Source organism: Amycolatopsis sp. 195334CR (assembly GCF_017309385.1).
Classification (GTDB): Bacteria; Actinomycetota; Actinomycetes; order Mycobacteriales; family Pseudonocardiaceae; genus Amycolatopsis.
The window spans coordinates 2682069-2706217 of record NZ_JAFJMJ010000001.1; the positions used below are offsets into that span (position 1 = coordinate 2682069).

The 24149-nt window shown below is 70.2% G+C and carries 24 protein-coding genes and 1 pseudogene; 9 read left to right on the plus strand and 16 right to left on the minus strand.

What is annotated here, in order from left to right; translation table 11 throughout:
- Positions 1 to 18: 18 nt before the first annotated feature.
- From JYK18_RS13055 to JYK18_RS13070, 4 genes are all read right to left on the minus strand, one after another.
- On the minus strand, positions 19 to 846 hold the full coding sequence (locus JYK18_RS13055) for a YceI family protein (RefSeq protein WP_206802335.1): 828 nt from the start codon (positions 844 to 846) through the stop codon (positions 19 to 21).
- On the minus strand, positions 843 to 3434 hold the full coding sequence (locus tag JYK18_RS13060; protein ID WP_206802336.1) for an MFS transporter: 2592 nt from the start codon (positions 3432 to 3434) through the stop codon (positions 843 to 845). The genes JYK18_RS13055 and JYK18_RS13060 overlap by 4 nt, the downstream gene beginning before the upstream one ends.
- Positions 3431 to 3967, minus strand: coding sequence for a MarR family winged helix-turn-helix transcriptional regulator (locus JYK18_RS13065; RefSeq protein ID WP_206802337.1), 537 nt, complete (start codon positions 3965 to 3967; stop codon positions 3431 to 3433). The genes JYK18_RS13060 and JYK18_RS13065 overlap by 4 nt, the downstream gene beginning before the upstream one ends.
- 146 nt (positions 3968 to 4113) lie before the next feature.
- A complete protein-coding gene (locus JYK18_RS13070) occupies positions 4114 to 4638 on the minus strand; it encodes a TetR/AcrR family transcriptional regulator (RefSeq protein ID WP_206802338.1) in 525 nt (174 codons plus the stop codon).
- A 56-nt stretch (positions 4639 to 4694) separates the two neighbouring features.
- On the opposite strand from JYK18_RS13070, the gene JYK18_RS13075 reads away from it, so the two are divergent.
- The gene (locus JYK18_RS13075) at positions 4695 to 6197 is read left to right on the plus strand and encodes an MFS transporter (RefSeq protein WP_242580699.1); all 1503 of its coding nucleotides are present in this window, start codon (positions 4695 to 4697) and stop codon (positions 6195 to 6197) included.
- 47 nt (positions 6198 to 6244) lie between these two features.
- A pseudogene (locus tag JYK18_RS13080) lies at positions 6245 to 7122 on the plus strand (IS5 family transposase).
- A gap of 122 nt (positions 7123 to 7244) precedes the next feature.
- Here JYK18_RS13080 and JYK18_RS13085 read toward each other — a convergent pair.
- Entirely contained in the window at positions 7245 to 7727 is a 483-nt protein-coding gene (locus JYK18_RS13085) for a carboxypeptidase regulatory-like domain-containing protein (RefSeq protein ID WP_206802340.1), read from the minus strand.
- Positions 7724 to 8329, minus strand: coding sequence for an RNA polymerase sigma factor (locus tag JYK18_RS13090; protein ID WP_153036418.1), 606 nt, complete (start codon positions 8327 to 8329; stop codon positions 7724 to 7726). The genes JYK18_RS13085 and JYK18_RS13090 overlap by 4 nt, the downstream gene beginning before the upstream one ends.
- A gap of 661 nt (positions 8330 to 8990) precedes the next feature.
- On the opposite strand from JYK18_RS13090, the gene JYK18_RS13095 reads away from it, so the two are divergent.
- Positions 8991 to 10379, plus strand: a complete 1389-nt coding sequence (locus tag JYK18_RS13095) for an FAD-binding oxidoreductase (RefSeq protein ID WP_206802341.1) — start codon at positions 8991 to 8993, stop codon at positions 10377 to 10379.
- Positions 10380 to 10383: 4 nt separating this feature from the next.
- On the opposite strand, the gene JYK18_RS13100 is transcribed toward JYK18_RS13095, so the two are convergent.
- The 4 genes from JYK18_RS13100 to JYK18_RS13115 form a co-directional block, all read right to left on the minus strand.
- Positions 10384 to 11040, minus strand: coding sequence for a DedA family protein (locus JYK18_RS13100; protein ID WP_206804203.1), 657 nt, complete (start codon positions 11038 to 11040; stop codon positions 10384 to 10386).
- 74 nt (positions 11041 to 11114) lie between these two features.
- Positions 11115 to 11522: a hypothetical protein gene (locus JYK18_RS13105; RefSeq protein WP_206802342.1), complete on the minus strand. Its 408-nt coding sequence runs from the start codon at positions 11520 to 11522 to the stop codon at positions 11115 to 11117.
- Positions 11523 to 11540: 18 nt separating this feature from the next.
- Positions 11541 to 12677 (minus strand): N-acetylglucosamine-6-phosphate deacetylase, encoded by a 1137-nt coding sequence (nagA, locus tag JYK18_RS13110; protein WP_206804204.1) that lies wholly within the window; start codon positions 12675 to 12677, stop codon positions 11541 to 11543.
- A 114-nt stretch (positions 12678 to 12791) separates the two neighbouring features.
- Positions 12792 to 13367, minus strand: a complete 576-nt coding sequence (locus tag JYK18_RS13115; protein ID WP_113695495.1) for a SigE family RNA polymerase sigma factor — start codon at positions 13365 to 13367, stop codon at positions 12792 to 12794.
- 167 nt (positions 13368 to 13534) lie between these two features.
- Between JYK18_RS13115 and JYK18_RS13120 the strand changes: the two genes are divergently transcribed.
- Entirely contained in the window at positions 13535 to 13816 is a 282-nt protein-coding gene (locus JYK18_RS13120; protein ID WP_206802343.1) for a YciI family protein, read from the plus strand.
- Positions 13817 to 13855: 39 nt separating this feature from the next.
- Here JYK18_RS13120 and JYK18_RS13125 read toward each other — a convergent pair whose 3' ends face one another.
- Positions 13856 to 14740 (minus strand): SDR family oxidoreductase, encoded by an 885-nt coding sequence (locus JYK18_RS13125; RefSeq protein WP_206802344.1) that lies wholly within the window; start codon positions 14738 to 14740, stop codon positions 13856 to 13858.
- Between the two features lie 114 nt (positions 14741 to 14854).
- Here JYK18_RS13125 and JYK18_RS13130 point away from each other — a divergent pair, with 114 nt between their 5' ends.
- Positions 14855 to 15676: an LLM class F420-dependent oxidoreductase gene (locus JYK18_RS13130; RefSeq protein WP_206802345.1), complete on the plus strand. Its 822-nt coding sequence runs from the start codon at positions 14855 to 14857 to the stop codon at positions 15674 to 15676.
- On the opposite strand, the gene JYK18_RS13135 is transcribed toward JYK18_RS13130, so the two are convergent.
- Positions 15661 to 16227, minus strand: coding sequence for an HD domain-containing protein (locus JYK18_RS13135; protein WP_206802346.1), 567 nt, complete (start codon positions 16225 to 16227; stop codon positions 15661 to 15663). The two genes, JYK18_RS13130 and JYK18_RS13135, sit on opposite strands and share 16 nt — an antisense overlap.
- A 102-nt stretch (positions 16228 to 16329) precedes the next feature.
- On the opposite strand from JYK18_RS13135, the gene fbaA reads away from it, so the two are divergent.
- A complete protein-coding gene (fbaA, locus tag JYK18_RS13140; RefSeq protein ID WP_206802347.1) occupies positions 16330 to 17361 on the plus strand; it encodes a class II fructose-bisphosphate aldolase in 1032 nt (343 codons plus the stop codon).
- Positions 17362 to 17482: 121 nt separating this feature from the next.
- On the opposite strand, the gene JYK18_RS13145 is transcribed toward fbaA, so the two are convergent.
- Positions 17483 to 18700, minus strand: coding sequence for a hypothetical protein (locus tag JYK18_RS13145; RefSeq protein WP_206802348.1), 1218 nt, complete (start codon positions 18698 to 18700; stop codon positions 17483 to 17485).
- 229 nt (positions 18701 to 18929) lie between these two features.
- Between JYK18_RS13145 and JYK18_RS13150 the strand changes: the two genes are divergently transcribed.
- On the plus strand, positions 18930 to 19340 hold the full coding sequence (locus tag JYK18_RS13150; RefSeq protein WP_206802349.1) for a DUF3151 domain-containing protein: 411 nt from the start codon (positions 18930 to 18932) through the stop codon (positions 19338 to 19340).
- 67 nt (positions 19341 to 19407) lie between these two features.
- Here the strand turns inward: JYK18_RS13150 and JYK18_RS13155 are convergent, their stop codons facing one another.
- A complete protein-coding gene (locus JYK18_RS13155; protein WP_374195049.1) occupies positions 19408 to 20595 on the minus strand; it encodes a lipase family protein in 1188 nt (395 codons plus the stop codon).
- A gap of 108 nt (positions 20596 to 20703) precedes the next feature.
- Between JYK18_RS13155 and JYK18_RS13160 the strand changes: the two genes are divergently transcribed.
- Positions 20704 to 21342, plus strand: a complete 639-nt coding sequence (locus JYK18_RS13160; protein ID WP_206802351.1) for a TetR/AcrR family transcriptional regulator — start codon at positions 20704 to 20706, stop codon at positions 21340 to 21342.
- Here JYK18_RS13160 and JYK18_RS13165 read toward each other — a convergent pair.
- Both JYK18_RS13165 and JYK18_RS13170 read right to left on the minus strand, forming a co-directional pair.
- Positions 21339 to 21980, minus strand: coding sequence for an HNH endonuclease family protein (locus JYK18_RS13165; protein ID WP_206802352.1), 642 nt, complete (start codon positions 21978 to 21980; stop codon positions 21339 to 21341). The genes JYK18_RS13160 and JYK18_RS13165 overlap by 4 nt on opposite strands.
- Positions 21981 to 22083: 103 nt before the next feature.
- Complete coding sequence (locus tag JYK18_RS13170) at positions 22084 to 22767, minus strand: diacylglycerol kinase family protein (protein ID WP_242579087.1); 684 nt, start codon at positions 22765 to 22767, stop codon at positions 22084 to 22086.
- Positions 22768 to 22822: 55 nt separating this feature from the next.
- Between JYK18_RS13170 and JYK18_RS13175 the strand changes: the two genes are divergently transcribed.
- Complete coding sequence (locus tag JYK18_RS13175; RefSeq protein ID WP_206802353.1) at positions 22823 to 24109, plus strand: adenylosuccinate synthase; 1287 nt, start codon at positions 22823 to 22825, stop codon at positions 24107 to 24109.
- Positions 24110 to 24149: the final 40 nt, after the last annotated feature.

The following is a 24149-nucleotide window of genomic DNA, read 5'->3' on the forward strand; positions in this document are numbered from 1 at the left end:
CCGGCCCGGCTTCCGTGGTCACAGCTGGGGAAGGGCCTCGCCCTGCATCGCCTGGATGTCCAGCTCCACCTTGACCACCGTGCCGATCGCCGCCACCCCGGCGCGCACCATCGCGTTGTAGTTGATGGCGTAGTCACCGCGCCGCAGCTGCGTCTCGGCGTGGAAGGCCGCCCGCACCCCGCCCCACGGATCGGCCTCGCAGCCGCCGTAGCGCAGGTCCAGCTCGACCTCCCGCTGCTGCCCGTGCAGCGTGAGCACGCCGTGCAGGGTCCAGTTCACCGGCCCGTGCTGGCGCAGCCCGGTGCTGGCGAACTCGATCACCGGGTACCGCTCCACGTCGAGGAAGTCGCTGGAGCGGAGGTGGTCGTCGCGCATGGTGATGCCGGTGTCGATGGCGGCCGCCTTGATCTCGGCCTGCACCGACGACCGCTCGGCGGGCCGGGCCACGGTGATCCGCCCGGACAGCTCGCTGAACCGCGCCTTGATGCTGGCGATGCCGAGGTGGCGGGCGGTGGCCACGACCGTCGAATGCGCCGGGTCGATCACCCACGGCCCGGCGGGCGGCAGTTCGACCGCCTCCGCGTCGGACTCGAGAACGATCTCGCCGAGCGAGCCGGAGCCGTCCGCGCCGACCCGCGCGGTGCGGGCGACCGGGGCGAACCCGGCCGCCGTGAGCACCGCGGTGTAGACGCCGGGGGCCAGCGGCGCGGTGTTCACCACGCCCAGCTGGTCGGCCTCCACCCTGGCCACCTGCTTGCCGGTCAGGTCGGTCACGGTCAGCACGGCGTGCGCCACGGCCCAGCCCGCGGCCCCGCTGACCTGCGCGCGCAGTCCCGCTGTGCTCATGCCCGTCCGTTCGTCAGCTCGTCGATCACCTGGTCGTAGCCGAGCCGGACGTCGTGGGTGGAATCACCGCCGCCCGCGAGCTCGACCCGGCTGGTGGCCGGAGGGTACCCGCTGGCCACGACGGTATAGGCGCCTTCGGGAAGATCGCTGATCACGTAGTTGCCCGAGTCGTTGGTCCGCGACACGGCCGCCACGTTGCCCTGGTCGTCGAGCACGGTGATCCGCGCGTCCGGCACCGGCTGGTCCGCCTCGTTCAGCGCGGTCCCGGACAGCACCACCGCGCCGCTGAGCTTCACGTCGTGCCGCAGCACACCGCAGTCCGGCACGGCCAGCGTGACCGCGAGCGGGCGCAGGTGCTCCCCGCTGGCGACCAGCGTGTAGTTGCCCGCGCCGATGCCGTGGAAGGCGTACCGGCCCTCTTCGTCGGTGGCCGAGGCCCCGGCGACCTCACCGCGTTCGTCGGTCAGCGTCACGGTGACCCCGCGCAGCGGCTCACCGGAGCCCGCCGCGGTCACCATCCCGCCGACCTCGCCCGAACCGGCGAGCGTGAGGTCCAGCTTGGCCGGGCCGTCCCCGACGACCACGCTCGACGCCTGCGGCTCGTGCCCGGCGGCCGAGACGATCAGCACGTAGGTGCCCGGTCCCGGGGTGACGATGGTGTACTCGCCGTCGCCACCGCCGGTGGCGCGCGAGACCTGGCGGCCGCTCTGGTCGATCAGCGTCAGCGCGGCCCGGACCACCGGGCTGCCGTCCTGCCGCCGGACGTATCCGGTGATCGGCTGCCCGACGTCGAGGTGACCGCTGACCGCGGCGGTGGTGATCGGCTGGGTCATGCCCTGCATCCTCGCGTGTCCGTTCTCCTCCGGCCGGGCGTGCGCGCCCACCAGTTCGGGCTCGCGCAGCGCCTGGTCGACCTCGTCCCAGGTGTCGGTCTTGGTGGACGACACCGCGGTCGCCTTCTTCTCCGGCTCCTCCTCCATCAGCGCCTCGCCGCCTTCCAGCACCGAAGCCGCGGCCGAGGGCGCGCCACCGGCCAGCGGGATCTCCCGCATGAACAGCAGCACGACGAAGGCCACCAGGGTCACCGCCGCCGCGCACCAGAACACCGTGGTGATCGACTCGGTGAACCCGGTCAGCACCGGGATCTTCAGCGCGTCCGGCAGGTTCGCGATGCCGGAGGTGTCGGCCTGGAAGTTGCCCAGCTGCGCCCCGGCTTCCGGCGGCAGCGCGCCGCCGAAGGCCTTGGCGATGTTGTCGGCCAGGGTGTTGAACAGGATGGTCAGGAACACCGCGACCCCCGCGGTGCCACCGATCTGGCGGAAGAAGGTGGCGGTCGCGGTGGACACGCCCATGTCGCTGCGCGGTCCGGCGTTCTGCACCGCGATCACCAGCGTCTGCATGCAGCTACCGAGGCCGAGGCCGATGATGCCGGCCGCGACCAGCGGGTGCCACAGCGCGCTGTCGTACTCGACCTGCGCGAAGAACACCGAGCCGGCGGTGATGATCAGCGTGCCGATCACCGGGAAGATCTTGTACCGGCCGGTGCGGCTGGTGATCTGCCCGGAGATCACCGAGGCGGCCATGATGCCGACCATCAGCGGCAACATCAGCAGCCCGGACTCGGTCGGCGAGTAGCCCTGCACCACCTGCATGTACTGCGGGATCATCATGATCGCGCCGAACATGCCGATGCCGACGATGAAGCTGCCCGCGATGGCCACCGAGAAGGTGCCGTTGCGGAACAGGCGCAGCGGGATCAGCGCCTCGTCCTTCATCAGCCGTTCCACGAACAGGAACAGCAGGATGCCCACGCCGCCGATGACGTAGCAGGCGATCGCCTCGGTGGAGCCCCAGCCCCACTTGTTGCCCTGCTCGGCGATGATCAGCAGCGGCACCACGGCCACCACCAGCGCCAGCCCGCCCCACCAGTCGATCCGGTGGTCGTGGCGCTCGTGCGGCACGTTGAGCACCTTGGCCACCACCAGGAAGGCGGCCAGGCCGATCGGCACGTTGATCAGGAACACCCAGCGCCAGCCGGTGATGCCGGCGATCGAGTCGATGTCGGCGAAGAAGCCGCCGAGCACCGGGCCGAGCACCGTGGACACACCGAACACGGCGAGGAAGAAGCCCTGGTAGCGGGCGCGTTCCCGGGGCGGCACGATGTCGCCGATGATGGTCATCGCCAGCGACATCAGGCCGCCGGCGCCGAGGCCCTGGATGGCCCGGAACGCGGCGAGCTGGTACATCGAGTCGGCGAAGGTGGCGGCCACCGAGCCGATCACGAAGATGGAGATCGCGGCCAGGTAGAACGGCCGCCGCCCGTAGATGTCGGACAGCTTGCCGTAGATCGGCGTGACGATCGTCGAGGTGATCAGGTAGGCGGTGGTGATCCACGCCTGGAGGTCGAAGCCGTGCAGGTCGTTGGCGATCCGCACGATCGAGGTGCCGACGATGGTCTGGTCCAGCGCGGCCAGGAACATGCCGGACATCAGGCCGATCAGGATGGTGACGATCTGCCGGTGGGACAGGCGTTCCGGTTCCTTCGCGGCGTGCTGTGGTGGTTGCACCGGGTTCGCGGCGCGGGTCATCTGGTGCCCCCCTTGGGCTGTGCGTGTTCTTCGGCGTGCTGCTGCTGGACCTGCTGCTGCTGGTGCTCGATGCCGACGTTGAGCCGGTCGAGCAGGCGCATCAGCGTGTGCCGGTCCTCCTCCGGCCAGTCCGCGAGCAGTGCGGCGATCCACTGGTTGCGCGACTTGCGGTTCTCCTCGAAGACCCGCTGGCCCTCGGCGGTCGGCGCGAGCAGGCAGGCGCGGCCGTCCTCGGGATCGGCGGTGCGTTCCACCAGGCCGTGCTGCACCAGCGAACTGCTCTGCCTGCTGATCGTGGAGATCTCCGAGTGGAGCGATTCGGCGAGCTTGCTGGTGCGCTGCGGGCCCTCGTGGATCAGGGTGAACAGGATCGCGTAGGCGGCCCGTTCGATGCCGTCCGGTCCCTGCTTGGCGACCTGCGCCTTGGCGCGGTTGACCAGCCGCATGAAGCGGACGAGCTGGAAGCCGAGCTGGTCGGCGACGTCGAGCTCGGCGTCGCTGGCCGAGGGTGGATCGCCGTGAAGAGGTGCCATGACCGGGTCTTTCGTGGGGTATGTCCGCTATGACTTGTTTGATCTCTGCAACTAGTTGCCTCTGGCAAGCATGTGCCCGGACCGCGGGCGGGCGCAACTCGATTTACCTGGTTGTGGCTGAGGCCACCCTCGATCGGGTGGCGGGATCAGGCGCCGAGGCGCCGGAGGACCTCGTCGATCTGGTTGGCCAGCGTCTCGGTCTCCTCGCCCATGGTGGCGCGCAGGTAGAGGCCGTCCCCGAGGGCGCCGACCATCTCCGCGGTCAGCGGGTCCTCGATGTGCTCGGCGAGCAGGTTCCGCCAGAGCTGGCCGCAGTTGCGGATGGTCTGCGCGACGCGCTCGTCCGCGCCGACCTGGCGCAGGGCGGCCATCGAGGCCCGGTGGGCTGGCTTGTCCATTGAGGCGTCGGTCACCGACGAGGTGAGGAAGTAGCGGACCGGGCCGCCGGGTGCGGTCCGTGCGTGCTCGACGTCGGCGAAGCTGAGCCGCCACACGCGGTCCAACAGGCCCGTGAGCAGGGCTTCCTTCGAGCCGAAGTGGTAGAGCAGGCCGCCCTTGGAGACCTTCGCCTTGGCTGCGACGGCGTCCAGGGTGACCGAGCCGGGGCCGTGCTCGATGAGGATGTCGACGTAGGCGTCGAGCACGATTTCGCGGGCGGATGGCCGGGGCACGAGTTGACTGTACCGTCTGGACGGTTTACTTTCGAATCGGGCGGAAACTGTACCGTCTGGACTGTTCAGTAATCAGGGGAGAGATCGTGGTCAAGGCGGGTCGCCGGGAGTGGGCGGCATTGGCCGTACTGGTGCTGCCGGTGTTGTTGATCAGCGTGGACATGACCGTGCTGGGGTTCGCGCTGCCCTACCTCAGCGAGGACCTCGCGCCCACCGGCACCGAGCAGCTGTGGATCGTGGACATCTACTCGTTCATGCTCGCCGGGTTGCTGGTGCTGATGGGCACGCTCGGCGACCGGATCGGCCGCCGGAAACTGCTGCTGGCCGGGGCCGTCGCGTTCGGCGCGGCCTCGGTGCTCGCGGCCTTCGCGACCAGCCCGTGGCTGCTGATCGCGGCCCGCGCGCTGCTCGGGGTCGGCGGGGCGACGCTGATGCCGTCGACGTTGTCGCTGATCCGCGGCATCTTCGTGGACCCGACGCAGCGGCGTGTGGCGATCGCGGTGTGGAGCGCCGGCTTCTCCGGCGGGATGGCGCTCGGCCCGGTGCTCGGCGGCTGGCTGCTGGAGCACTTCTGGTGGGGCTCGGTGTTCCTGATCAACGTGCCGGTGATGCTGGTGCTGCTGGTCGCCGGTCCGCTGCTGCTGCCGGAGGCGCGCGACCCGAACCCCGGCCGCTTCGACCCGCTGTCGGCGGTGCTGTCGCTGGCCACCATGCTGCCGGTCGTCTACGGCATCAAGCTGTTCGCCGAGCACGGCTTCGACCTGGTGGCCGTGGTGAGCGTGCTGGCCGGTGCCGGGATCGGCGTGTTGTTCGTGCGGCGCCAGCAGGTGCTCACCGATCCGATGCTCGACCTGGGGTTGTTCCGGAACCGCGCGTTCAGCACCTCGGTGGTGACCAACCTGCTCGGCGTGTTCTCGCTGACCGGGCTGCTCTTCCTGGTGCCGCAGTACCTGCAGCTGGTGCTCGGGCTGCGGCCGATGGTGGCCGCGCTGTGGTTGCTGCCGACCACGGTGGCCGGCGTGGCCGGCGCGCTGCTCGCCGCGCGGCTGGCGCGCCGGATCCCGGTGTCCACGCTGATCGGGACCGGCCTGCTGATCGCGGCCGGTGGGTTCGCGCTGCTGCTCGGCATCGGCGTCGACTCCGGGCTGGCCGCGCTGGTGATCGGGTTCGTGCTGGTCAGCATCGGGGTGGCGTTGTCGGAGACGCTGACGAACGACCTGATCATCACCGCCGCGCCGCCGGAGCGCGCGGGGGCCGCGTCGGCGATTTCGGAGACCGGCTTCGAGCTCGGCGGGGCGCTGGGCACCGCGGTGATCGGCAGCGTGGCCACCGCCGTCTACCGCGCCGGGGTGCCGGAGAGCGCGGGCGAAGCCGCCCGCGAAACCCTCGGCGGCGCCGCCGCGACGCTCGACGGGGACCTGCTGCACACCGCGCGCGAGGCCTTCGTGAGCGGGCTGCACGTGACGGCCGTGCTGGGCACGTTGCTGCTGGCTTACACCGCGGTGCAGGCGATGGTGCTGCTGCGCCGCCGACGCGAAACCGCGGAGGTGGCTGCCTAGGGCGTGTCCTGCGGATCTTTTCCATGATCGTGTGCAGATGATGGATTGTGGTGGGTCGTGGTGAGCTGACGGATAAGGCGTGGGCGGTGATTGCGCCGTTGTTGCCTGCGGAGACAGGTCGGCGGGGTGGTCGGTGGCGTAGTCATCGGCAGGTGATCAACGCGATTCTGTGGCATGAGCGCACGGGTGCGCCGTGGCGTGATCTTCCGGAGCGGTATGGGCCGTGGAAGACCGCGCATGAACGGTTGCGGAAGTGGACCGCGGACGGGACCTGGGACCGGATCCTGGAACACGTGATCGTCAAGGACGACTCCCTCGGGACACTCGAGGACAACGTCGAGTTCGTGATCAGCGTCGATTCCACGAGTGTCCGGGCCCATCAGCACGCGGCGGGCGCCCGGAAAAAGGGGGCTGCGCGGGCTGGATCGACGACCTCGCGATCGACGGGGAATGCCTCGGGCGTTCCCGGTGAGGACTGACGACCAAGCTCCACCTGGCCGTCGACGGCGCGGGTTTGCCGCTGGCAGTGATCCTCACGCCCGGTCAGGCCGGAGACAACCCACAGCTGCTGCCGCTGCTGGAGGAGATCCACGACATTGAGGTGGATGGGCAGAAGGTCCGGGTGGGGCGGGTCCTGGCAGACAAGGCCTACACCCACCCGAGCACCCGCACGGCGCTACGGAAGCGCAGGATCAAGGCCACTATTCCCGAGCGCGCCGACCAGATCGCCCGCCGCAAGGCACGAGGCTCGGCCGGTGGCAGGCCACCGGCCTTCGACCCCGACCTCTACAAGCTCCGCAACGTGGTCGAGCGCTGCTTCAACCGCCTCAAACAATTCCGCGACCTGGCCACCAGATTCGCGAAACGAGCCGCCTACCACCGCGCAGAGATCATCCTCGCCTGCATCGTCCTCCACCTCCGATGAAGATCCCCAGGACACGTCCTAGTCACCCCGCGGGCGCGTCCCAGGCGCAGTGAATGTGGCTTTCGCAGCGCCAGGCGCTGTGAAAGCCACATTCACTGCATCGCGGGGCCTGACAAGACGGGTCAGAGCACGACGGTCGGGGTGACCACGGTCCGCCGGGACGTCTCCGTGCCGACGTAGACCACGATCTGCGTGGTGCCGCGCGGCACGTCGTCCAGGACGAACCGGCCGCCCTCGTCGGCGGTGGTGGAGGTGGTGCCGTGCTCGGCGACGCGCACCTCCACCCCGTGCTCGCCGGCCGGCACCAGCCAGCCGTCGATCCGGTGGTGCTTGCCTATCTTGGTCAGGTTGATCATCACGGTCAGATCGCTGACGGTGAAGGTGATGGTGCCCTCGTCGCTGCCGCCGCGCACGCCTTCCAACGCGTTCGCGTGCACCCAGCGGGCCACCTCCACGTCCAGGCTCTCCAGCGCGATGGCGAACTGGACGCGCTCGACCAGGTCGCTCGGCGGCGGATCGAGCTGGTCCATCAGCCGGTCCAGGTCGGCGAGCAGCGCCTCGTCCTCGGGATTCGCGCTCCCCCCGAACTCCTCGATTCCGTTCATTGGCTGCCCCCTTCGGCCTCGAACAATGTGCGCAACCGGGTCAGGCAGCGTCGCCTGGTCGGTCCGATGCTGCCACGCGGTATCCGCAGTGCCTCGGCTACCGAGTGGTATTCGGCGCGGCCCGCCAGGACGGTCAGCCGGAGGAGGTCCTGGCAGTTCTGCGGCAGGTTGAGGAACGCCCGCCACATCCGGCTGTCCCGGTCGGTGCGCACGGCCTCGGCCTCCGGTGCCGGTTGGGTGCTCTCCACCCGCTCGGCCATCTCCTCGGTCAGTGGGACGGGCGGCGTCTTGCGGCCGTAGGGCCGCTGCGCCTCCCGCCGCGCGGTGGTGATCAGCCAGCCGGCCAGCGCCCGCGGTTCGTGCAGCTGGTCGAGATGGCTGAACAGGGCCAGCCACACCGTCTGGACCACGTCCTCGGCGGTGTGCCGGTCCAGGCCGTTGGCTCTGGCCACGTGCCAGACCAGCGGGGTGAGTTCGGCGACGAGCCGATCCATGGCCACGCGGTCACCCGCCCTGGCCGCCTGCATGCAGGCCGCGTACAGATCGGTGCCCTGGAGGCCCTCCCACGGCGGATCCGCCTCCGCGGTTCGCACTTCGGTCACTGCATCGACCCCCCAACGGGTGTCCGCTGCTCCTCAAGTTGGCGCTCGCAGTATCGCGGGACCATCGGGACTAGAGAGCACATGGGCTAGCACTGGATACATTTGTCACTTACTTGGCGTAGTAGGAGCGTATTACCTGAACACGGAAAAGAGCACACCTCGCGGTGTGCTCGTCCACTCCGGGATGGCCGGAGTGGGTGCCGGCCGGCGCCTGGCGGCGTTGGTCTAGTCGACCAAGTCCGGCGCCGGCCGGCGAACCCCACCCATCCCAGGCGGCCCCGCCCCCGCGGCCGCCTGCCCCCTTCCCGGGTGGCCCTGTTCCCCCGCGCACTGCTCGACGGTCCCTGTCCCGGTCGGTCCGATGACCCCCTTCGGGCCGTTTCCGGCCACACCGGCCCGGTGTTCCGGGACTCCCCGCTCCGTGCGAGCACTGCACCTCCTCCTCAGGGCTATCGGGTTCCAGGGTCGAAGGTGTCCGGCGGCCCCCTCGGCTGTCGGACACCTCCCCCGACCCTGGCTGGCGACCACCCGCACCGGGGCGTCCCCGGCGGTACAAGTGATCGTTGCCCCATATGACGCAGCAGCCGGACGCGCAGATACATTCCGCCGCGAAATTTTCCGACGACTTCTTCCATTGGGGGGAAGGGCATACCTTGGGGTGATGAGCAACGACGCTTTGGTGACCAGGCTGCGGGACGCGCTCGGCAAGGACGCCGTGCTGACCGACACCGACGTCACGGCCGCCTACTCGCGCGACATGATGCCCCTCGCGCCGGTCGGCACCCCGCTCGCGGTGGTGCTGCCCGCCGACGTCGAACAGGTGCAGGCCGTGGTCCGCGCCTGCGCCGAGGCCAAGGTGCCGATCGTGCCGAGGGGCGCGGGCAGCGGGCTGTCCGGCGCGGCCAACGCGATCGACGGCTGCGTGGTGCTGGTGCTGACCAAGCTCGACCAGATCGTCGAGGTGGACGCGGGCAACCGGCTCGCCGTGGTGCAGCCCGGTGTGGTCAACCTCGACTTCCGCAACGCGGTGGAGAAGCACGGGCTGTTCTACCCGCCGGACCCGTCCAGCTACGACTGGTGCACGATCGGCGGCAACCTGTCCACGAACGCCGGTGGCCTGTGCTGCGTGAAGTACGGCGTCACCACGGATTCCGTGCTGGGCCTGGAAGTGGTGCTGGCCGACGGGTCGCTGCTGAAGACCGGGCGCCGCACGGTCAAGGGCGTGGCGGGCTACGACCTGGCCAGGCTGTTCGTCGGCAGCGAGGGCACGCTCGGCGTGATCACCCAGGCCACGGTGGCGCTGAAGCCGCTGCCGCAGGCGCCCGCCACGCTGGTCGCCGGGTTCACCAGCACCGCGGCCGCCGGCGAGGCGGTGGCCAGGGTGGTGCGCGAGGGGCTGGTGCCCTCGCTGATGGAGATCATGGACGCCACCTCGATCAAGGCGGCCGAGACCTACCTGCGCACCGACATCGGGGCCGGTTCCGACTGCCAGGCGCTGCTGCTGTGCCAGTCGGACTCCGGCGGCGAGGTGGCCCGGCGGGAGCTGGCCGCGCTGGAGCAGATCTGCCTGGACTGCGGGTCCGACATGACCTACGCGACCGACGACCTCGCCGAGGGCAACATGCTGCTGCAGGCGCGGCGGGTGGTGCTGACCGCGCTGGAGACCTACGGCGTCTGGCTGACCGACGACGTCTGCGTGCCGCGGACCCGGATCGCCGAGCTGATCGCCGGGTGCCAGCGGATCAGCGAGGAGGTCGGGCTGCGGATCGCCGTGGTCGGCCACGCCGGCGACGGCAACATGCACCCGACGATCGTCTACTCACCGGATTCCGAGGACGAGTTCGCGCGGGCGCAGAAGGCGTTCGACGCGATCCTCGAGGTCGGCATGTCGCTGGGCGGCACGGTCACCGGCGAGCACGGCGTCGGCAAGATCAAGCGGGAGTGGCTGGAGCGGGAGATCGGCCCGGTCGGCCTGCGGGTCCACCGCGAGATCAAGCGCGCGCTGGACCCGGAGAACCTGTTCAACCCGGGGTCGATGTTCGCCCTCTGAGCGCCTACGGCTGCTGCGGCTCCGGCTCGGCCGGGGCCGCAGGGGTGCGCTTCTTCTCGCGGCGGGCCTTCAGGTACTCGAACACGATCGGCAGCACCGAGATCAGCACGATCAGGATGAAGATCGCGTCCACGTTGTTCTTGATCAACGGGATCTCGCCGAGCAGCGAGCCCAGCACGATCAGGCCGGCGGCCCACAGGATGCCGCCGAGCACGGTGTAGGTGAAGTACTTCTTCGGGTCCATCCGGCCGATGCCGGCGATCCAGGTGATGAAGGTCCGCACGAACGGCACGAACCGCGCCAGCACGACCGCCTTCGGGCCGTGCTTCTCCAGGAAGCCGTGCGTCTGGTCGACGTACTCCTGCTTGAAGAACTTCGAGTTCTTCTTGAACAGCGCGGGGCCGACCTTCCAGCCGATGCCGAAGCCGACCACGTTGCCGATCAGCGCGGCCGCGGTGGCGCAGACGCAGGCCAGCCACAGCGGCAGGTCGAGGGAGTCGTTGGCGATCAGCAGCCCCGCGGTGAACAGCAGGGAGTCACCCGGCAGCACCGGGAAGATGCTGCTCTCGGCGAAGATGATCAGGCACAGCACACCGAGTGCGACTGGGCCGAGCCCCGACAGCAGGACCTCGGGGTTGAGCCAGTCGGGCATAAGGCTCATCTGGTCGATGTTCTGCGCTGCGCTCACGCCGGAACACGGTACAGGGGTGACGTTGCGCACTCTTCGGTGTGTCGCTAAAGCAACGTGAGCAGGCCCGCGACGGCGCCCGCCGCCAGGCCGAGCAGGAGCGCGAGCAACAGCACCCAGCGCGCGGCCACCGGAGCCGGTGCGCTCGCCTGGCGCGTGACCGCGACGGGATCCGGCGACGGCTGGGACGCCGGCGCGGGCTCCAGTGCCGCGCGCTCGCGTTCCAGCGAACCGGCGTCCGCGCCGGACAGCAGCCCGTACCCGGCGGGCGCCGGGAAGGCGGGCTTGGCCAGGTGCGTGGTCGGCGGCTCCTCGACCGGCGCGGCCGGTGTGGCCGGTTCCGGCTGGCGGACCGGCTGGGCGGGCTGGGGTGGCTGGGGTGGCTGGGGTGCCCGCACGGCCTGCGCCCGCAGTGCCTCGGCCAGCAGGCGCTCGGGGTCTTCCGGCTCACTCACGCGGAAAGGGTATCGGGGTCACCCGGCGTCGGGAATCCACTGGCCCCGGCGCAGCACCCGCGACGGCCGCAGCTGGTCGTCGAGCACCACCAGGTCCGCGGCCAGGCCCGGCCGCAGCGACCCGGTCTCCTTCTCGATGCCCAGCAGTTCCGCCGGTCGCGTCGAGGTGGCGTGCACCGCTTCGGCCACCGACAGCCCGGCACCGGTGACCAGGTTGCGGAAGGCGGCGTCCATGGTGAGCGTGCTCCCGGCCAGCGAGCCGTTCTCGGCCAGCGTGGCCACCCCGCCGGTGACGTCGACCTCCAGCCGCCCGAGCCGGTAGCTGCCGTCGGCCGCGTCGGTGGCCGACATGGCGTCGGTGACCAGCACCGTCCGCTCCGGCCCGGCGTGCCGGGCGGCCAGCCGCAGCATGGTCGGGTGGACGTGCACCAGGTCGCAGATCAGCTCCACAGTCACCCGCTCGTCGTCCAGCAGGGTGCCGATCGGGCCGGGTTCGCGGTGGTGCAGCGGGCGCATCCCGTTGAACAGGTGCGTGGCCACGGTGGCCCCGGCGTCGATGGCCGGCCGGATCTGCTCCTCGACCCCGTCGGTGTGCCCGATCGCGGCGATCACCCCGCCCTCGGTGAGCTGGCGGATCGCCTTGACCCCGCCGTGCAGTTCGGGCGCGAGCGTGATCATCCGGATCGCGTCCTTGCCCTCGCGCAGCAGTTTGGTCACCGTGGCGGTGTCCGGTTCGAGCAGTGCGCCCGGATCGTGCGCCCCGCAGCGGGCCTTCGAGATGAACGGCCCCTCCAGGTGCACCCCGGCCAGCTCGCCGTCGGTGACCAGCTCGGCGAGCGCGCCCACCTGGCGGGCCAGCTCCGGCACGGTCTCCGAGACCAGGCTCGCCAGCAGGGTGGTGGTGCCGTGCCTGCGGTGCGCCTGGACCGCGCGCAGCAGCTGTTCCGGCTGGCCGCTGGAAAATGATCCACCACCACCGCCGTGGCAGTGCGTGTCGACGAACCCGGGGACGACCAGCGCGCCACCCACGTCGAGGTGTCTCCCCGCCGGCGGCGTGCCGGCGCCGACCGCGCTGATCGAGCCGCCCGACACGGCCAGCCAGGTGGCGTCGTTGGTCTCCTCGTCCGGTGTGGCCAGCCGGCCCCCGGTGATCACGAAATCGATTTCGGCACCCGTCACGCGCTCCAGCATATTGGTCTAAACCAGCTGATGGGTCACAACCCGCCAACCATGTGCGGAGATACGCCGTTCGAGGACGCTCTTCCAGGGCTAGTTGGGGGATTGCATCGCCCGCTGCAGGGCCTCCAGTGCCCGGCTCGCGGTCGACTTCACGGTGCCCTTGGAGATGCCGGCGGCCTCGGAGATCTCCGCTTCGGACAATCCGCCATAGTAACGGAGCACCAGCACCTCGCGCTGCCTCGGCGGCAGCTTGGACAGCGCGTTCACCACCGCCTGGTGCTCGGTGGACAGCATCGCCAGGCTCTCCGCGGACCGCGCGTTGACCGCGTGCGGCGGCACGTACTCGCGGGCGGTCTTCCGCCGGCGCAGCACGCTGCGCGAGCCGTTGACCACGGCGGTTCGCAAATAACCAACAGCGGCGGCGGCATCCCGGAGGCGGCCCCAGTTGCGGTGCAGCCCGGTGAACGCCTCCTGCACCACGTCCTCGGCGGTGGCCGGTTCGTCGACCAGCAGGATGGCCAGCCGCACCAGGCGCATCCGGTGGGTGCGGTAGAGGTCCTCCAGGGTCAGCGGCGCGGCGGGGGGCGGCGGGGCCGCCGGTCCGTCGACCGCGCGCAGGTGCCCGAGCGTGCGCTCCACGCTCTGCTCAGCGCTCGCCTCGTGCATGGTCCGCCCGTCCCGTGCTGGTCTCCGCCCGTACCCGGGAATGATCGCCGGGTCGGTTACCGTTTCCTGCGCTCGCCTGCTCACACCGGCAACACGCACGCAAAGCGTATCGGGTTGGCCAGGCGGCGCCACTGTCCGAACCCTCAGATACCGCATCCGGAGGCGTCATGGCCTGGTTCCTCGTCGAAATCCGCTACGTCCAGGAGAAGTACGGCGAGGTGCGGCCGGCGCACCGGGCCTTCTTGGCGGACCTGGCCGAGAAGGGCGTGGTGGCGCTCGGCGGGCCGCTGACCGACGGCACCGGCGGGATCACCCTCTACCAGGCCGAGGACGAAGAGGCCCTGCAGAAGATCATCGACCAGGACCCGTACTTCCTCGAAGGCGCGGTCGCCGAGCGGACGGTGCGCGGGTTCGACCCGAAGATCGGCGCCTGGCTGCCGTCGGCCTAGGCACGCGGCCGGTGAGCCCGGGCGCTCACCGGCCAGTGGTCAGGCGCGTGTCGCGGCGCGGCCTCCGTGACCGGTCACGGAGGCTTCCCGCGCGCCGCGCTTCGCGATGTCCTCCAGTGCCAGCTTGTCCGCCGACGGCACCCGTGAGCGCGAGCCGAGTTCGATGATCGGCGGCAGGAAGGCCCGGATCAGCTTGAGCGCGCCGACCCAGCGCGGCACGTGGATCGTCCGGCCGCGGCGCAGGATGCCCGCCTCCAGGCAGTCCAGTGCGGTGGACAGCGGGTAGGTCTTGCCGATCAGTCCGGGCATGCCCGCCCGCAGCTTGCCGAACACCGGGTGCGCGTCGGCGCTTTCCACCAGGTCCGTGCGAATCCAGGTCGGGTGCGCGACACCGACCTTCACGCCGAGGTGGGCGACTTCGGCGCGCAGGCTGTTCGAGAACGCTTCGACGCCCGCCTTGGCCGCGGCGTAGTTGGCCATGCCGGGCGCGTGCGTGATCGCGGCCAGCGAGGAGATGGCCAGCAGGTAGCCCTTGCGCTCGATGACGTGCGGCAGGGTCACCCGGAACGTGCGCCAGACGCCGAGCAGGTCCACCTCGATCACCTTCTCGAAGGCGACCGGGTCGACCGAGCGGACGAACCCGGTGGACGCGATGCCCGCGTTGGCGATCACCACGTCGATGCCGCCGAAGTGCTCGACCACCTCGCCGGTGACGCGTTCGAGCGCCTCCCAGCTGGTCACGTCGGCCTCCCAGGACCGGGCCGCGGTGCCGATGCGCTCGGCCACCTTCGCCTGCTCCTCGGCTTCGAGGCCGACCAGTGCCACCTTGGCGCCCCGCGCGGCCAGCCGCTCCGCGAGCCCGGCGCCCATGCCCCGCGCCGCACCCGTGATGAGCACGACCTTTCCGCTGACCTTGCGTGCCATGGTGCCTCCTCGTCGAGTTCTCCTCCGGGACCGTACCTCAACTTACCGCGAGTAGGCTACTGGTCGGTAGCAACGGCTCGGAATGAACCGGTCACCGTGCGGGTTGGCACCGGCATGGCATTCGAACTCGGCAAGATCGGCGTCTGGCGGCCGCTGTGGACCTCCACCCCGGAGCTGGCCGCGAAGGCGGAGGAACTCGGCTACGGCACCTGGTGGATCGGCGGCTCACCGCCCGCCGAGCTGGAGATCGTCGAGCAGCTGCTCGAAGCGACCAGCGCGCTGGTGGTGGCCACCAGCATCGTGAACATGTGGTCCGCCGACGCCGCCGAGGTGGCGCGCTCGTACCAGCGCATCGAGCAGAAGTACCCCGGCCGGTTCCTGCTCGGTGTCGGGGTCGGGCACCCGGAGGCCACGCAGATCTACCAGAAGCCGTACGACAAGATCGTCGAATACCTGGACCAGCTCGACGCCGGCGGCGTGCCGGTGGAGGCGCGGGCGCTGGCCGCGCTCGGCCCGAAGGTGCTCAAGCTCTCCGGCGAGCGGACGCTGGGCGCGCTGCCGTACCTGACCACGCCGGAGCACACCCGGCAGGCCCGTGAACTGCTCGGCAAGGACAAGCTGCTGGTCGCCGAGCACAAGGTGGTGCTGGACACCGACGACGCGCGGGGCCGCGCCACCGGCCGCGAGATGGTCAAGATGTACCTCCAGCTGCGCAACTACACGAGCAACCTGAAGCGCCTCGGCTTCACCGACGAGGACGTCGCCGGTGAGGGCAGCGACCGGCTGATCGACGCGCTCGCGCTGCACGGTGACGCGGAACACATCGCGGCCGGGCTGACCGCGCACCTCGACGCCGGTGCCGACCACGTGGCGATCCAGCCGCTCGGCGACGACCCGGTGCCCGCGCTCGAAGCGCTGGCCTACTTGGCCAAGTAGGCGTAGTTCTCCTGCCACTCGGCGAACCGGTCCCGGAAGTACGGGAGCCGGTCGGCGAGTGGCAGGAAGATCCGCGCGGTTTCGGCGTAGTAGCTGGCTTGCTTGGCCGGTCGCGGGTGGGTGTGCAGCCGCTGCACGTTGCTGTAGCGGTCGGCGAGCTTGATCGTCAGCACCTCTTCGGGCGCGGTGACGAACCGGCTCAGGTAGCTCTCGCGCGAACCCGACTTGGTCACCCAGTCGACGAGTTCGGCCGCCTTCGCGCCGAACTCGTCGCGGACCTCGCCCAGGCCGCACGGGGTGTCCTCGACCACGTCGTGCAGCAGGGCGGCGACCAGCACGTCCCGGTCGCGCGCCCCGGCGTCGACGGCGATCTCCAGCGCTTCCAGCAGGTGCCACGAGTACGGCTCACCGGCCGGGCGGGTTTGGTCGCCGTGGTGCGCGGCGGCGAATTCGTAGGCCCTGCCCAGTACTTCGACGGTCTCGGCGGGCAGTTCTCCGGCCAGCGCGGCCGCTGCGGACGGCCAGTCGCGCCAGGCCCCGAAAACGCGCATCGCGCACCCCCTTTTCGCCTGATCAGGCTAGCCGGTCGGGGTCTCTCCGGTGGCTCGTAAGATGCGGTTGAACGGCGAACCCTGCTTCGAGGAGGACCAACGATGCCCATCGCCACCCCCGAGGTCTACGCGGAAATGCTGGACCGGGCCAAGGCGAACGAGTTCGCTTATCCCGCCATCAACGTGACCTCTTCGGAAACCCTGAACGCGGCCATCCGCGGCTTCGCCGAGGCGGAGAGCGACGGGATCATCCAGTTCTCCACCGGTGGGTCGGAGTTCGCCTCGGGGCAGAAGGTCAAGGACATGGTGGTCGGGGCGACCGCGCTGGCCGAGTTCGCGCACGTGGTGGCGGACAAGTACGACGTCAACGTCGCGCTGCACACCGACCACTGCCCGAAGGACAAGCTGGACGGCTTCGTCCGCCCGCTGATCGACATCTCCGCGGAGCGGGTCAAGCGCGGGGAGAACCCGCTGTTCCAGTCCCACATGTGGGACGGCTCGGCGATCGACCTCGACGAGAACCTGGAGATCGCGGCGGAGCTGCTGGCCAAGACCGCGGCCGCCAAGATCATTCTCGAGGTGGAGATCGGCGTGGTCGGCGGTGAGGAGGACGGGGTCGCCAACGACATCAACGACAAGCTGTACACCGCCGACGGCGACTTCGTGAAGACGATCGACGCGCTCGGTGCCGGGGAGAAGGGCCGCTACCTGCTGGCCGCGACCTTCGGCAACGTGCACGGCGTGTACAAGCCGGGCAACGTGAAGCTGCGCCCGGAGGTGCTCAAGAACGGCCAGGCGGTGGCGGCGGACAAGCTGGGCCTCGCGGCCGGGTCGAAGCCGTTCGAGCTGGTGTTCCACGGTGGCTCTGGCTCGCTGCTGGAGGAGATCCACGAGGCGCTGTCGTACGGCGTGGTGAAGATGAACGTCGACACCGACACGCAGTACGCCTTCTCGCGGCCGATCGCGGACCACTTCTTCAAGAACTACGACGGCGTGCTGAAGATCGACGGCGAGGTCGGCAACAAGAAGGTGTACGACCCGCGGAGCTACCTGAAGGTGGCCGAGGGCGCGATGGCGAAGCGCGTGGTGGAGGCCGCTGAGTCGCTGAAGTCGGCTGGGCAGAAGTTGAAGTAGTTTTTCGGGGGCCCACCCCGGTTTTTCAGGGTGACTACGGCGAAGGCCCCGATGTCAAGGCGGGAAAGATGCCTTGACATCGGGGCCTTCGCCGTGTTGGCGGCCCCGGCTCACCGTTTGGTCAGACCACGGCGTCTGGGAGGGGGGCCGGTGGTTTCCGCGGGGTGTTCAGGCGGCGGGCGATCGGGCCCGCGGCGGCCCACAGCAGGGCGACGCCTACCAGCACGAACGGCACCGTGTAGTAGTCGACCGGAGGGGCCGATTCGGTGATGGCGTCTTCGCCGACGAAGAGGGGGCGCACTTGCGACTGCAGCCACAGCGCGCCGTAGCCGAAGGCCGTCACCAGGAGGCCGCCGACGCCCGCGGTGAGCAGGCGGTGCCCCCGGCCGATGCGGAAGGTCAGGTCCACCGCCAGGCCGACGAAGATCAGGTAGAACGGGACCGTCGAGGTCGGGAAACCGGCGCCCAGCAGCAGCGGCCAGATCACCGCCCGGTAGGCCACGTACGCCACGGCCACCGTCGTCGCGGTCCAGGGGTTCCGCACGGTGTGCCGCGCCATCGCCAGGATCAGCGCCATCACGCCGATGCCCCACACCGGGTACACCCACTCCTCGATCGGCATCGCGAAGTGGATCACCGCGTCGCGGTCGACCGGGCGGCCCATCTGCTCGGCGGCGAACTCCAGCAGCGTCGGCTCGGCGTACGGCTCACCGCGGTCCCATGAGCGCAGCTCCAGGATGCCGTACTCCTGCTGGCCGTTCGGGAAGAACGTGTTCTCCAGGAAGAAGATCCACAGCCCGGTCAGCACGGCCGAGCGCATCCGCCCCGGGGGCGCGGTCTTCAGCCAGCCGTCGATCGCGCCGGCCAGCATGATGCCGGTGCCGATGTAGAGCAGCAGGTGCGACGGGCTCCACGCGGTCAGGTCCAGGCCGTTGACCCGGTGGTTGAGCACGTCCAGCGGCCCGGCGATGAGGAACACCACGGTGCCCGCCTGCATCAACCGCAGCGAGCGCTTGTCGCAGCCGAGGCCGGTGTAGCTGTGGATGGCCACCAGCACCACCACGATGCCGGTGCCGACGGTGTTGATCAGGTGCGGCGGGGCCAGGTCGTCGCGCAGCCACATGAAGTGCCACGACATGTCCCACGACGAGCCGATCAGCTTGAACGCGAACGCGATCAGCCACATGCCGTAGGCGAAGTTCAGCGCCCACGGCGCGGTCGGCTGCCCGGGCGCGCCGCGCTTCCAGTACAGGCGGAAGAACAGCTTCGTCTTCGCGATCGGACTCTTCGGGATGACGTCGGGCTCGGCTTCCCCAGACGCACTCACTGCCTTCGTCACAAGGTCATCATCCCTGGTCAAGGTCACGGTCGATAGAGCGGGCGGGTAATCGGCGCGGAAACCAGGGTTCACCCGTAAGGGTTCCGGGTTTGCCTTCCGGCGGGTGGCGACGGCATGGTGGCGGCGATGATGCCGAAACGTATGGTCGCCGCCGTGCTGGTCGCCGCGCTCGTGCTGGGTGCGGGTGGGATCGTGACGAGCCTGTTCCTGTAGCGAGCAGAATGGCCGCATGACGCACAACCTGCTGGGACCCGACCCGACCGAACTGCCGGAGCGCACGGCCGCGCAGGCCGCGCTGGACGCCGGCACCGACCCCGCCGAGGTCGCCGCCGAGCACCCGGACTTCAGCGAGGCGTGGGCCTCGCTCGCCGAGAAGGCCTTCGAGAGCGGTGAGACCGTGGCCGCCTACGCGTACGCGCGCACCGGTTACCACCGCGGCCTCGACCAGCTCCGCCGCGCGGGCTGGAAGGGCTTCGGCCCGGTGCCGTGGGCGCACCGGCCGAACCAGGGCTTCCTGCGCGCGCTCGCCGTGCTGGGCAAGTCGGCGCAGCGCATCGGGGAGACCGAGGAGTACGAGCGGTGCCGCAAGTTCATCGCCGACTCCGACCCGGCCGCCGCCGAAGCCACCGGCCTCGCCTGAATGCTATGAGTGGGGCATTACTTGCAATCAACGCAAGTAATGCCCCACTCATAGCAATGCCCCGGGGTTAGAACCAGCCGCAGTTGCTCGGGGCCGGTTTGCCGGCGAAGCGGCCTTCCAGCCACAGGAACGCCTCCGGGAAGGCGCGGATCGCGCCGCCCACGTGCGTCGGCACCAGTGAGCTGCTGAACTGCACCTTCGCGCCCTGTTCACACCACTCGCGCGCCATGTCGCGCCCCTGCCCGTACGGCACGATGTCGTCGAGCGCGCTGTGCACCACCAGCGTCGGCACCGCGGGCTTCCGCTCCCCGATCCGCTGCTCGGCCAGCCGCGACCGGTACGGCTCCTCGCCCAGGTACGCGGTCAGCGGCCGGCCGTCCTTGGTCAGCCCGGTCGACTTGGTGAACGCGTGCGCCGCGATCGCCTCGATGGTGCACTGCGTCGACACCTGGTCGAGCATCTTGTTGCCCTTGTCGTTGAGCACGCCGCGGATGTTCAGCTCCGGGTAGGCCGCGTCCATGCTCAGCAGCGCGTACCCGAGGAACCCGGCCGCGTAGGCACCGTCGAGGTTCTTCGCCACGTCCGCCAGGTCGGCCGGGACCGCACCCGCGTACGCGCCCTTGAGCTTCAGTTCCGGCGCGTAGGCGGGCTGGAGTTCGGCCGCCGCCGCGGAAGCGCCGCCGCCCTGCGAGTAACCGGCGATCGCGACCGGACCGGCGTCGGGCAGGTTCGCCGCGTCGAGCCGCTGTGCCGCGCGGATCGAGTCGAGCACGGTGTGCGCCTGCGATTCGCGGTTCGCGTAGGTGTGCATCCCCGGTGTGCCAAGGCCTTCGTAGTCGGTCACCACCACCGCGTACCCGCGCAGCAGCAGGCCCGAGATGAACGGCCCCTCGTACTCCATGCCCGCGGCCATCGCCCGCGACGGCGCGCAGTTGTCGCCGACGCCCTGCGTGCCCGCCGCGTAGCCGATGATCGGCCGGTCACCGCCGCCGGTCCACGCCTGGTCCGGGGTGAGCACGGTGCCGGTCACCGCGATCGGCTCGCCGTGCGTGTCGCGGCTGCGGTACATGATCCGCCGCACCTTCGCCGGCGCGCGGATCAGCTTCACCGGGTCGATGAAGAACTCGGCGGGTTCGTGCTTGATGATGTCGCCGTTGTCGCCCGCGGGCAGCGGGGAAGGCGGATCGTAGAAGGATTCCGCGTTCGCCGGTGCCGCGGCGAACGACACCAGGCCCGTGAGCGTGAGGGCGGACAGGGCCGTGGCGAACGCCCGGCTGAGTGATCGGCGCAAGGTGGCTCCCCGTTGAGCTGCGCGGCTTTTCCGACGACAGTGTCGGAAATATCGTCAGGTGAGGTGGCGCACATGTCAAGACGAGTGGGCAGGCCGCGCAAGCTGCCGGTCGACGAGCAGCGCGCGCTGATCCTGGGTGCGGCCAGGCGGGTGTTCGCCGAGAGCGGGCTCCACGCGGCCACCGTCGAGCAGATCGCCAGTGCCGCCGGGCTCACCCGGCAGGCCGTCTACGAGACCTACGGCGGCAAGAAGGAACTCTTCGCCGAGGCGGTCAAGGCCACCGAGGAACTGGTGCACGCCAAGGTCGGCAAGCCCGCGCTGGACGCCTCCGAGCCGAAGCTGCGGGTGTGGGCGCGGGCGAACTACGCGGCGATGTTCGCCTTCGTCGCCGAGCACCCGGACGCGCTACCCCTGTTGCAGCAGGCCGAACGCGCCGGCGATCCGGCGATGGACCGCGTGCGGGCCCGGCTCGCCACGATCTACGCCGAGGCGAGCCGGGCCCGGTGGGCCGCGCAGGGGGTCGAATCGGGACGCACCGACAAGGCGCTGGTGGCCATGTACTTCGCCATGACCGAGGCGCTGGTCGGGCTGAGCTGGGACGAGTCGGCGCCCGATCCGGAGGCGCTGATCGACCTGCTCACCGAGTTCACCGTGGGCGGCGTCCTGCGGTTGCAGGGGCACGCCCCGGAGATCATCGCCCGGTTGCGTTAGCAGCGTCCGAGCATGTCGGTGAGCGCGGTCTTCTCGGCGTCGCTCACGGTCAGCTCCCACTTGTGCTTCACGCCGATCCACATCCGCGCGTAGGTGCACCAGTAGCCGGTCGACGGCGGCTTCCAGGCGTCCGGCGACTTGTCGCCCTTCTCCTGGTTGACGTTGTCGGTGACGGCGATCAGTTGCGGCGCGTCGAGGTCGTTGGCGTACTGCTCGCGCTTGTCGTCGGTCCAGCTCGCCGCGCCGGTGCGCCAGGCGGCGGCCAGCGGCACCACGTGGTCGATGTCCACATCGGACGGCTGCGTCCAGGTGGCGTCGTCGTACGGGCTGAACCAGCTGCCCGAGGTGGCCGCGCAGTCGGTGCCGACCTCCACGTCGGTGCCGTCGCGCTTGAGCACCGCCTCGCGGGTGTTGCAGTTGTCGCCCTGGTCGCTCCAGTGCGGGAACTTGTCGCGGTCGTACCCGTCCTGCGAACCGTCCGGCTGCACGGTCAGCTCGCCGAGCTGGGTCTGCGCGGTGCCCGCGTCCGGGATGTTCGGCGGTTCGGCGGAGGCGATCCCCGGCAGGCCCGCGACGAGCAGGGCGGAGACTCCGAGCGTGGTCAGTGCGGTGCGGGCGGTGCGGCGGTGCAGGGTCACCAGGTCACCTCTCGATCAGCTGTTGGGAACTTTCTGACCTTGACTCACATGGGTGAAGCTAGCAACGCTGCGAAGTGAACAGTAGGTGCTTTCGTCTGGTGGCTCAGGCCAGGCCGCGCACCAGCCGCAGGTCCTCGGTGTGCCGGTACCAGGTCCAGCGCTTCATCTCGCGCGGGTACGGCACCCCGTCGGACACCGGGATCGCCGGGATGCAGCCGAGCTGGAAGGCCCGGCCGTAGAAGGTGGCCGGGCGGCGGAACAGCACGCCCCTGGTCACCTGGACGACGAGCCCCGCGCCGCCCTCGGTGTCCGGCGTGACCACGATCGAGCGCGCGCGGCCACGCAGGGTGACCTGGTCGTCGCAGTAACCGACGCCCTGGACCGGCCCGACCTCACCGCGCCCGAGTAGCACCCCGCCCGCGTCGTCGCGGATCAGCGGCACCGGGTCGACGTCCCCGCGGACGGCCAGCCGGAAGGCCTGCGCGGGGTCGTCCGGCAGCGACCACAGGCCCGCGAACTCGGACCCGCCACCGAGCGGGACGAACCCGATCGTGGTGTCACCGAGCCGGTCCTTTCGCAGTAGCCGCAACACGATCGCGGCCAGGTCGGCGTCGGTGCCGGCGACCACCAGGTGCTCGGCCCCGGCCAGCAGCGGGTCCACTTCGGCCTTGCCGGGACGGGCCCCCAGTACCTCCGTCCGGAGGCCGTCGACGGCCGGGAAATCCGGCGCGCCGGGCCCGCAAACCAGCACCACTCCACGCACGCCCAGGTCCTCCGTTACAGTCATGCACCGGCATTTACCAGCGCCAAGTCCTTGTCGCCGAAACATCCTGGAGTGTCACATGCCGGCCATCGTGCTCATCGGTGCCCAATGGGGCGACGAAGGCAAGGGAAAGGCCACCGACCTGCTCGGCGACCGCGTCCAATGGGTCGTGCGGTACCAGGGCGGCAACAACGCGGGGCACACCGTGGTGCTCCCGGACGGCCAGGACTTCGCGCTCCACCTCATCCCGTCCGGCATCCTCACCCCCGGCGTGACCAACGTCATCGGCAACGGCGTGGTGGTCGATCCCGGGGTGCTGCTCGACGAGCTGGCCGGGCTCGAAGCCCGCGGGGTGGACACCTCGCGGCTGCTCCTCTCCGCCGACGCGCATTTGATCATGCCGTACCACGTGGCCATCGATAAGGTCACCGAGCGCTACCTCGGCGCGAAGAAGATCGGCACCACCGGGCGCGGCATCGGGCCGTGCTACCAGGACAAGATCGCCCGCGTCGGCGTCCGCGTGCAGGACCTGCTCGACGAGAAGATCCTGCGCCAGAAGGTCGAAGCGGCACTGGAGTTCAAGAACCAGGTGCTGGTCAAGGTCTACAACCGCAAGGCGCTCGAGCCCGAGCAGGTGGCCGACGAGGTGCTCTCGGCGGGCGAGAAGTTCGCGCACCGGATCGCCGACACCCGCCTGGAGCTGAACAAGGCGCTCGAACGCGGTGAGACCGTGCTGCTGGAGGGCTCGCAGGGCACCCTGCTCGACGTCGACCACGGCACCTACCCGTTCGTCACCTCGTCGAACCCGACCTCGGGCGGCGCCAGCGCCGGGTCCGGCATCGGGCCGGGCCGGATCACCACCGTGCTCGGCATCCTCAAGGCCTACACCACACGCGTGGGCTCCGGGCCGTTCCCGACCGAGTTGCACGACGAGTCGGGCGAGAACCTGCGCAAGGCGGGTGGCGAGTTCGGCGTGACCACCGGGCGGTCCCGCCGCACCGGCTGGTTCGACGCGGTGATCGCGCGCTACGCGGTGCGGGTCAACGGCATCACCGACTACTTCCTGACCAAATTGGACGTTCTCTCCGGGCTGGAGAAGGTGCCGGTGTGCGTCGGCTACGAGGTCGACGGCGTGCGCACCGACGACATGCCGATGACGCAGACCGACGTGCACCACGCGGTCCCGGTCTACGAAGAGCTTCCCGGCTGGTGGGAGGACCTGTCGGACTGCCGCACCTTCGAGGACCTGCCCGCGAACGCGCGGGCGTACGTGGAACGGCTGGAAGAGCTGTCCGGGGCGCGGATCTCGGCGATCGGCGTCGGCCCCGGCCGCGAGCAGACGATCGTGCGGCACCAGTTCCTCTGAGGGCGGCGGGAATCCCGGCGCGGCGACGGCGGTTGCCCAG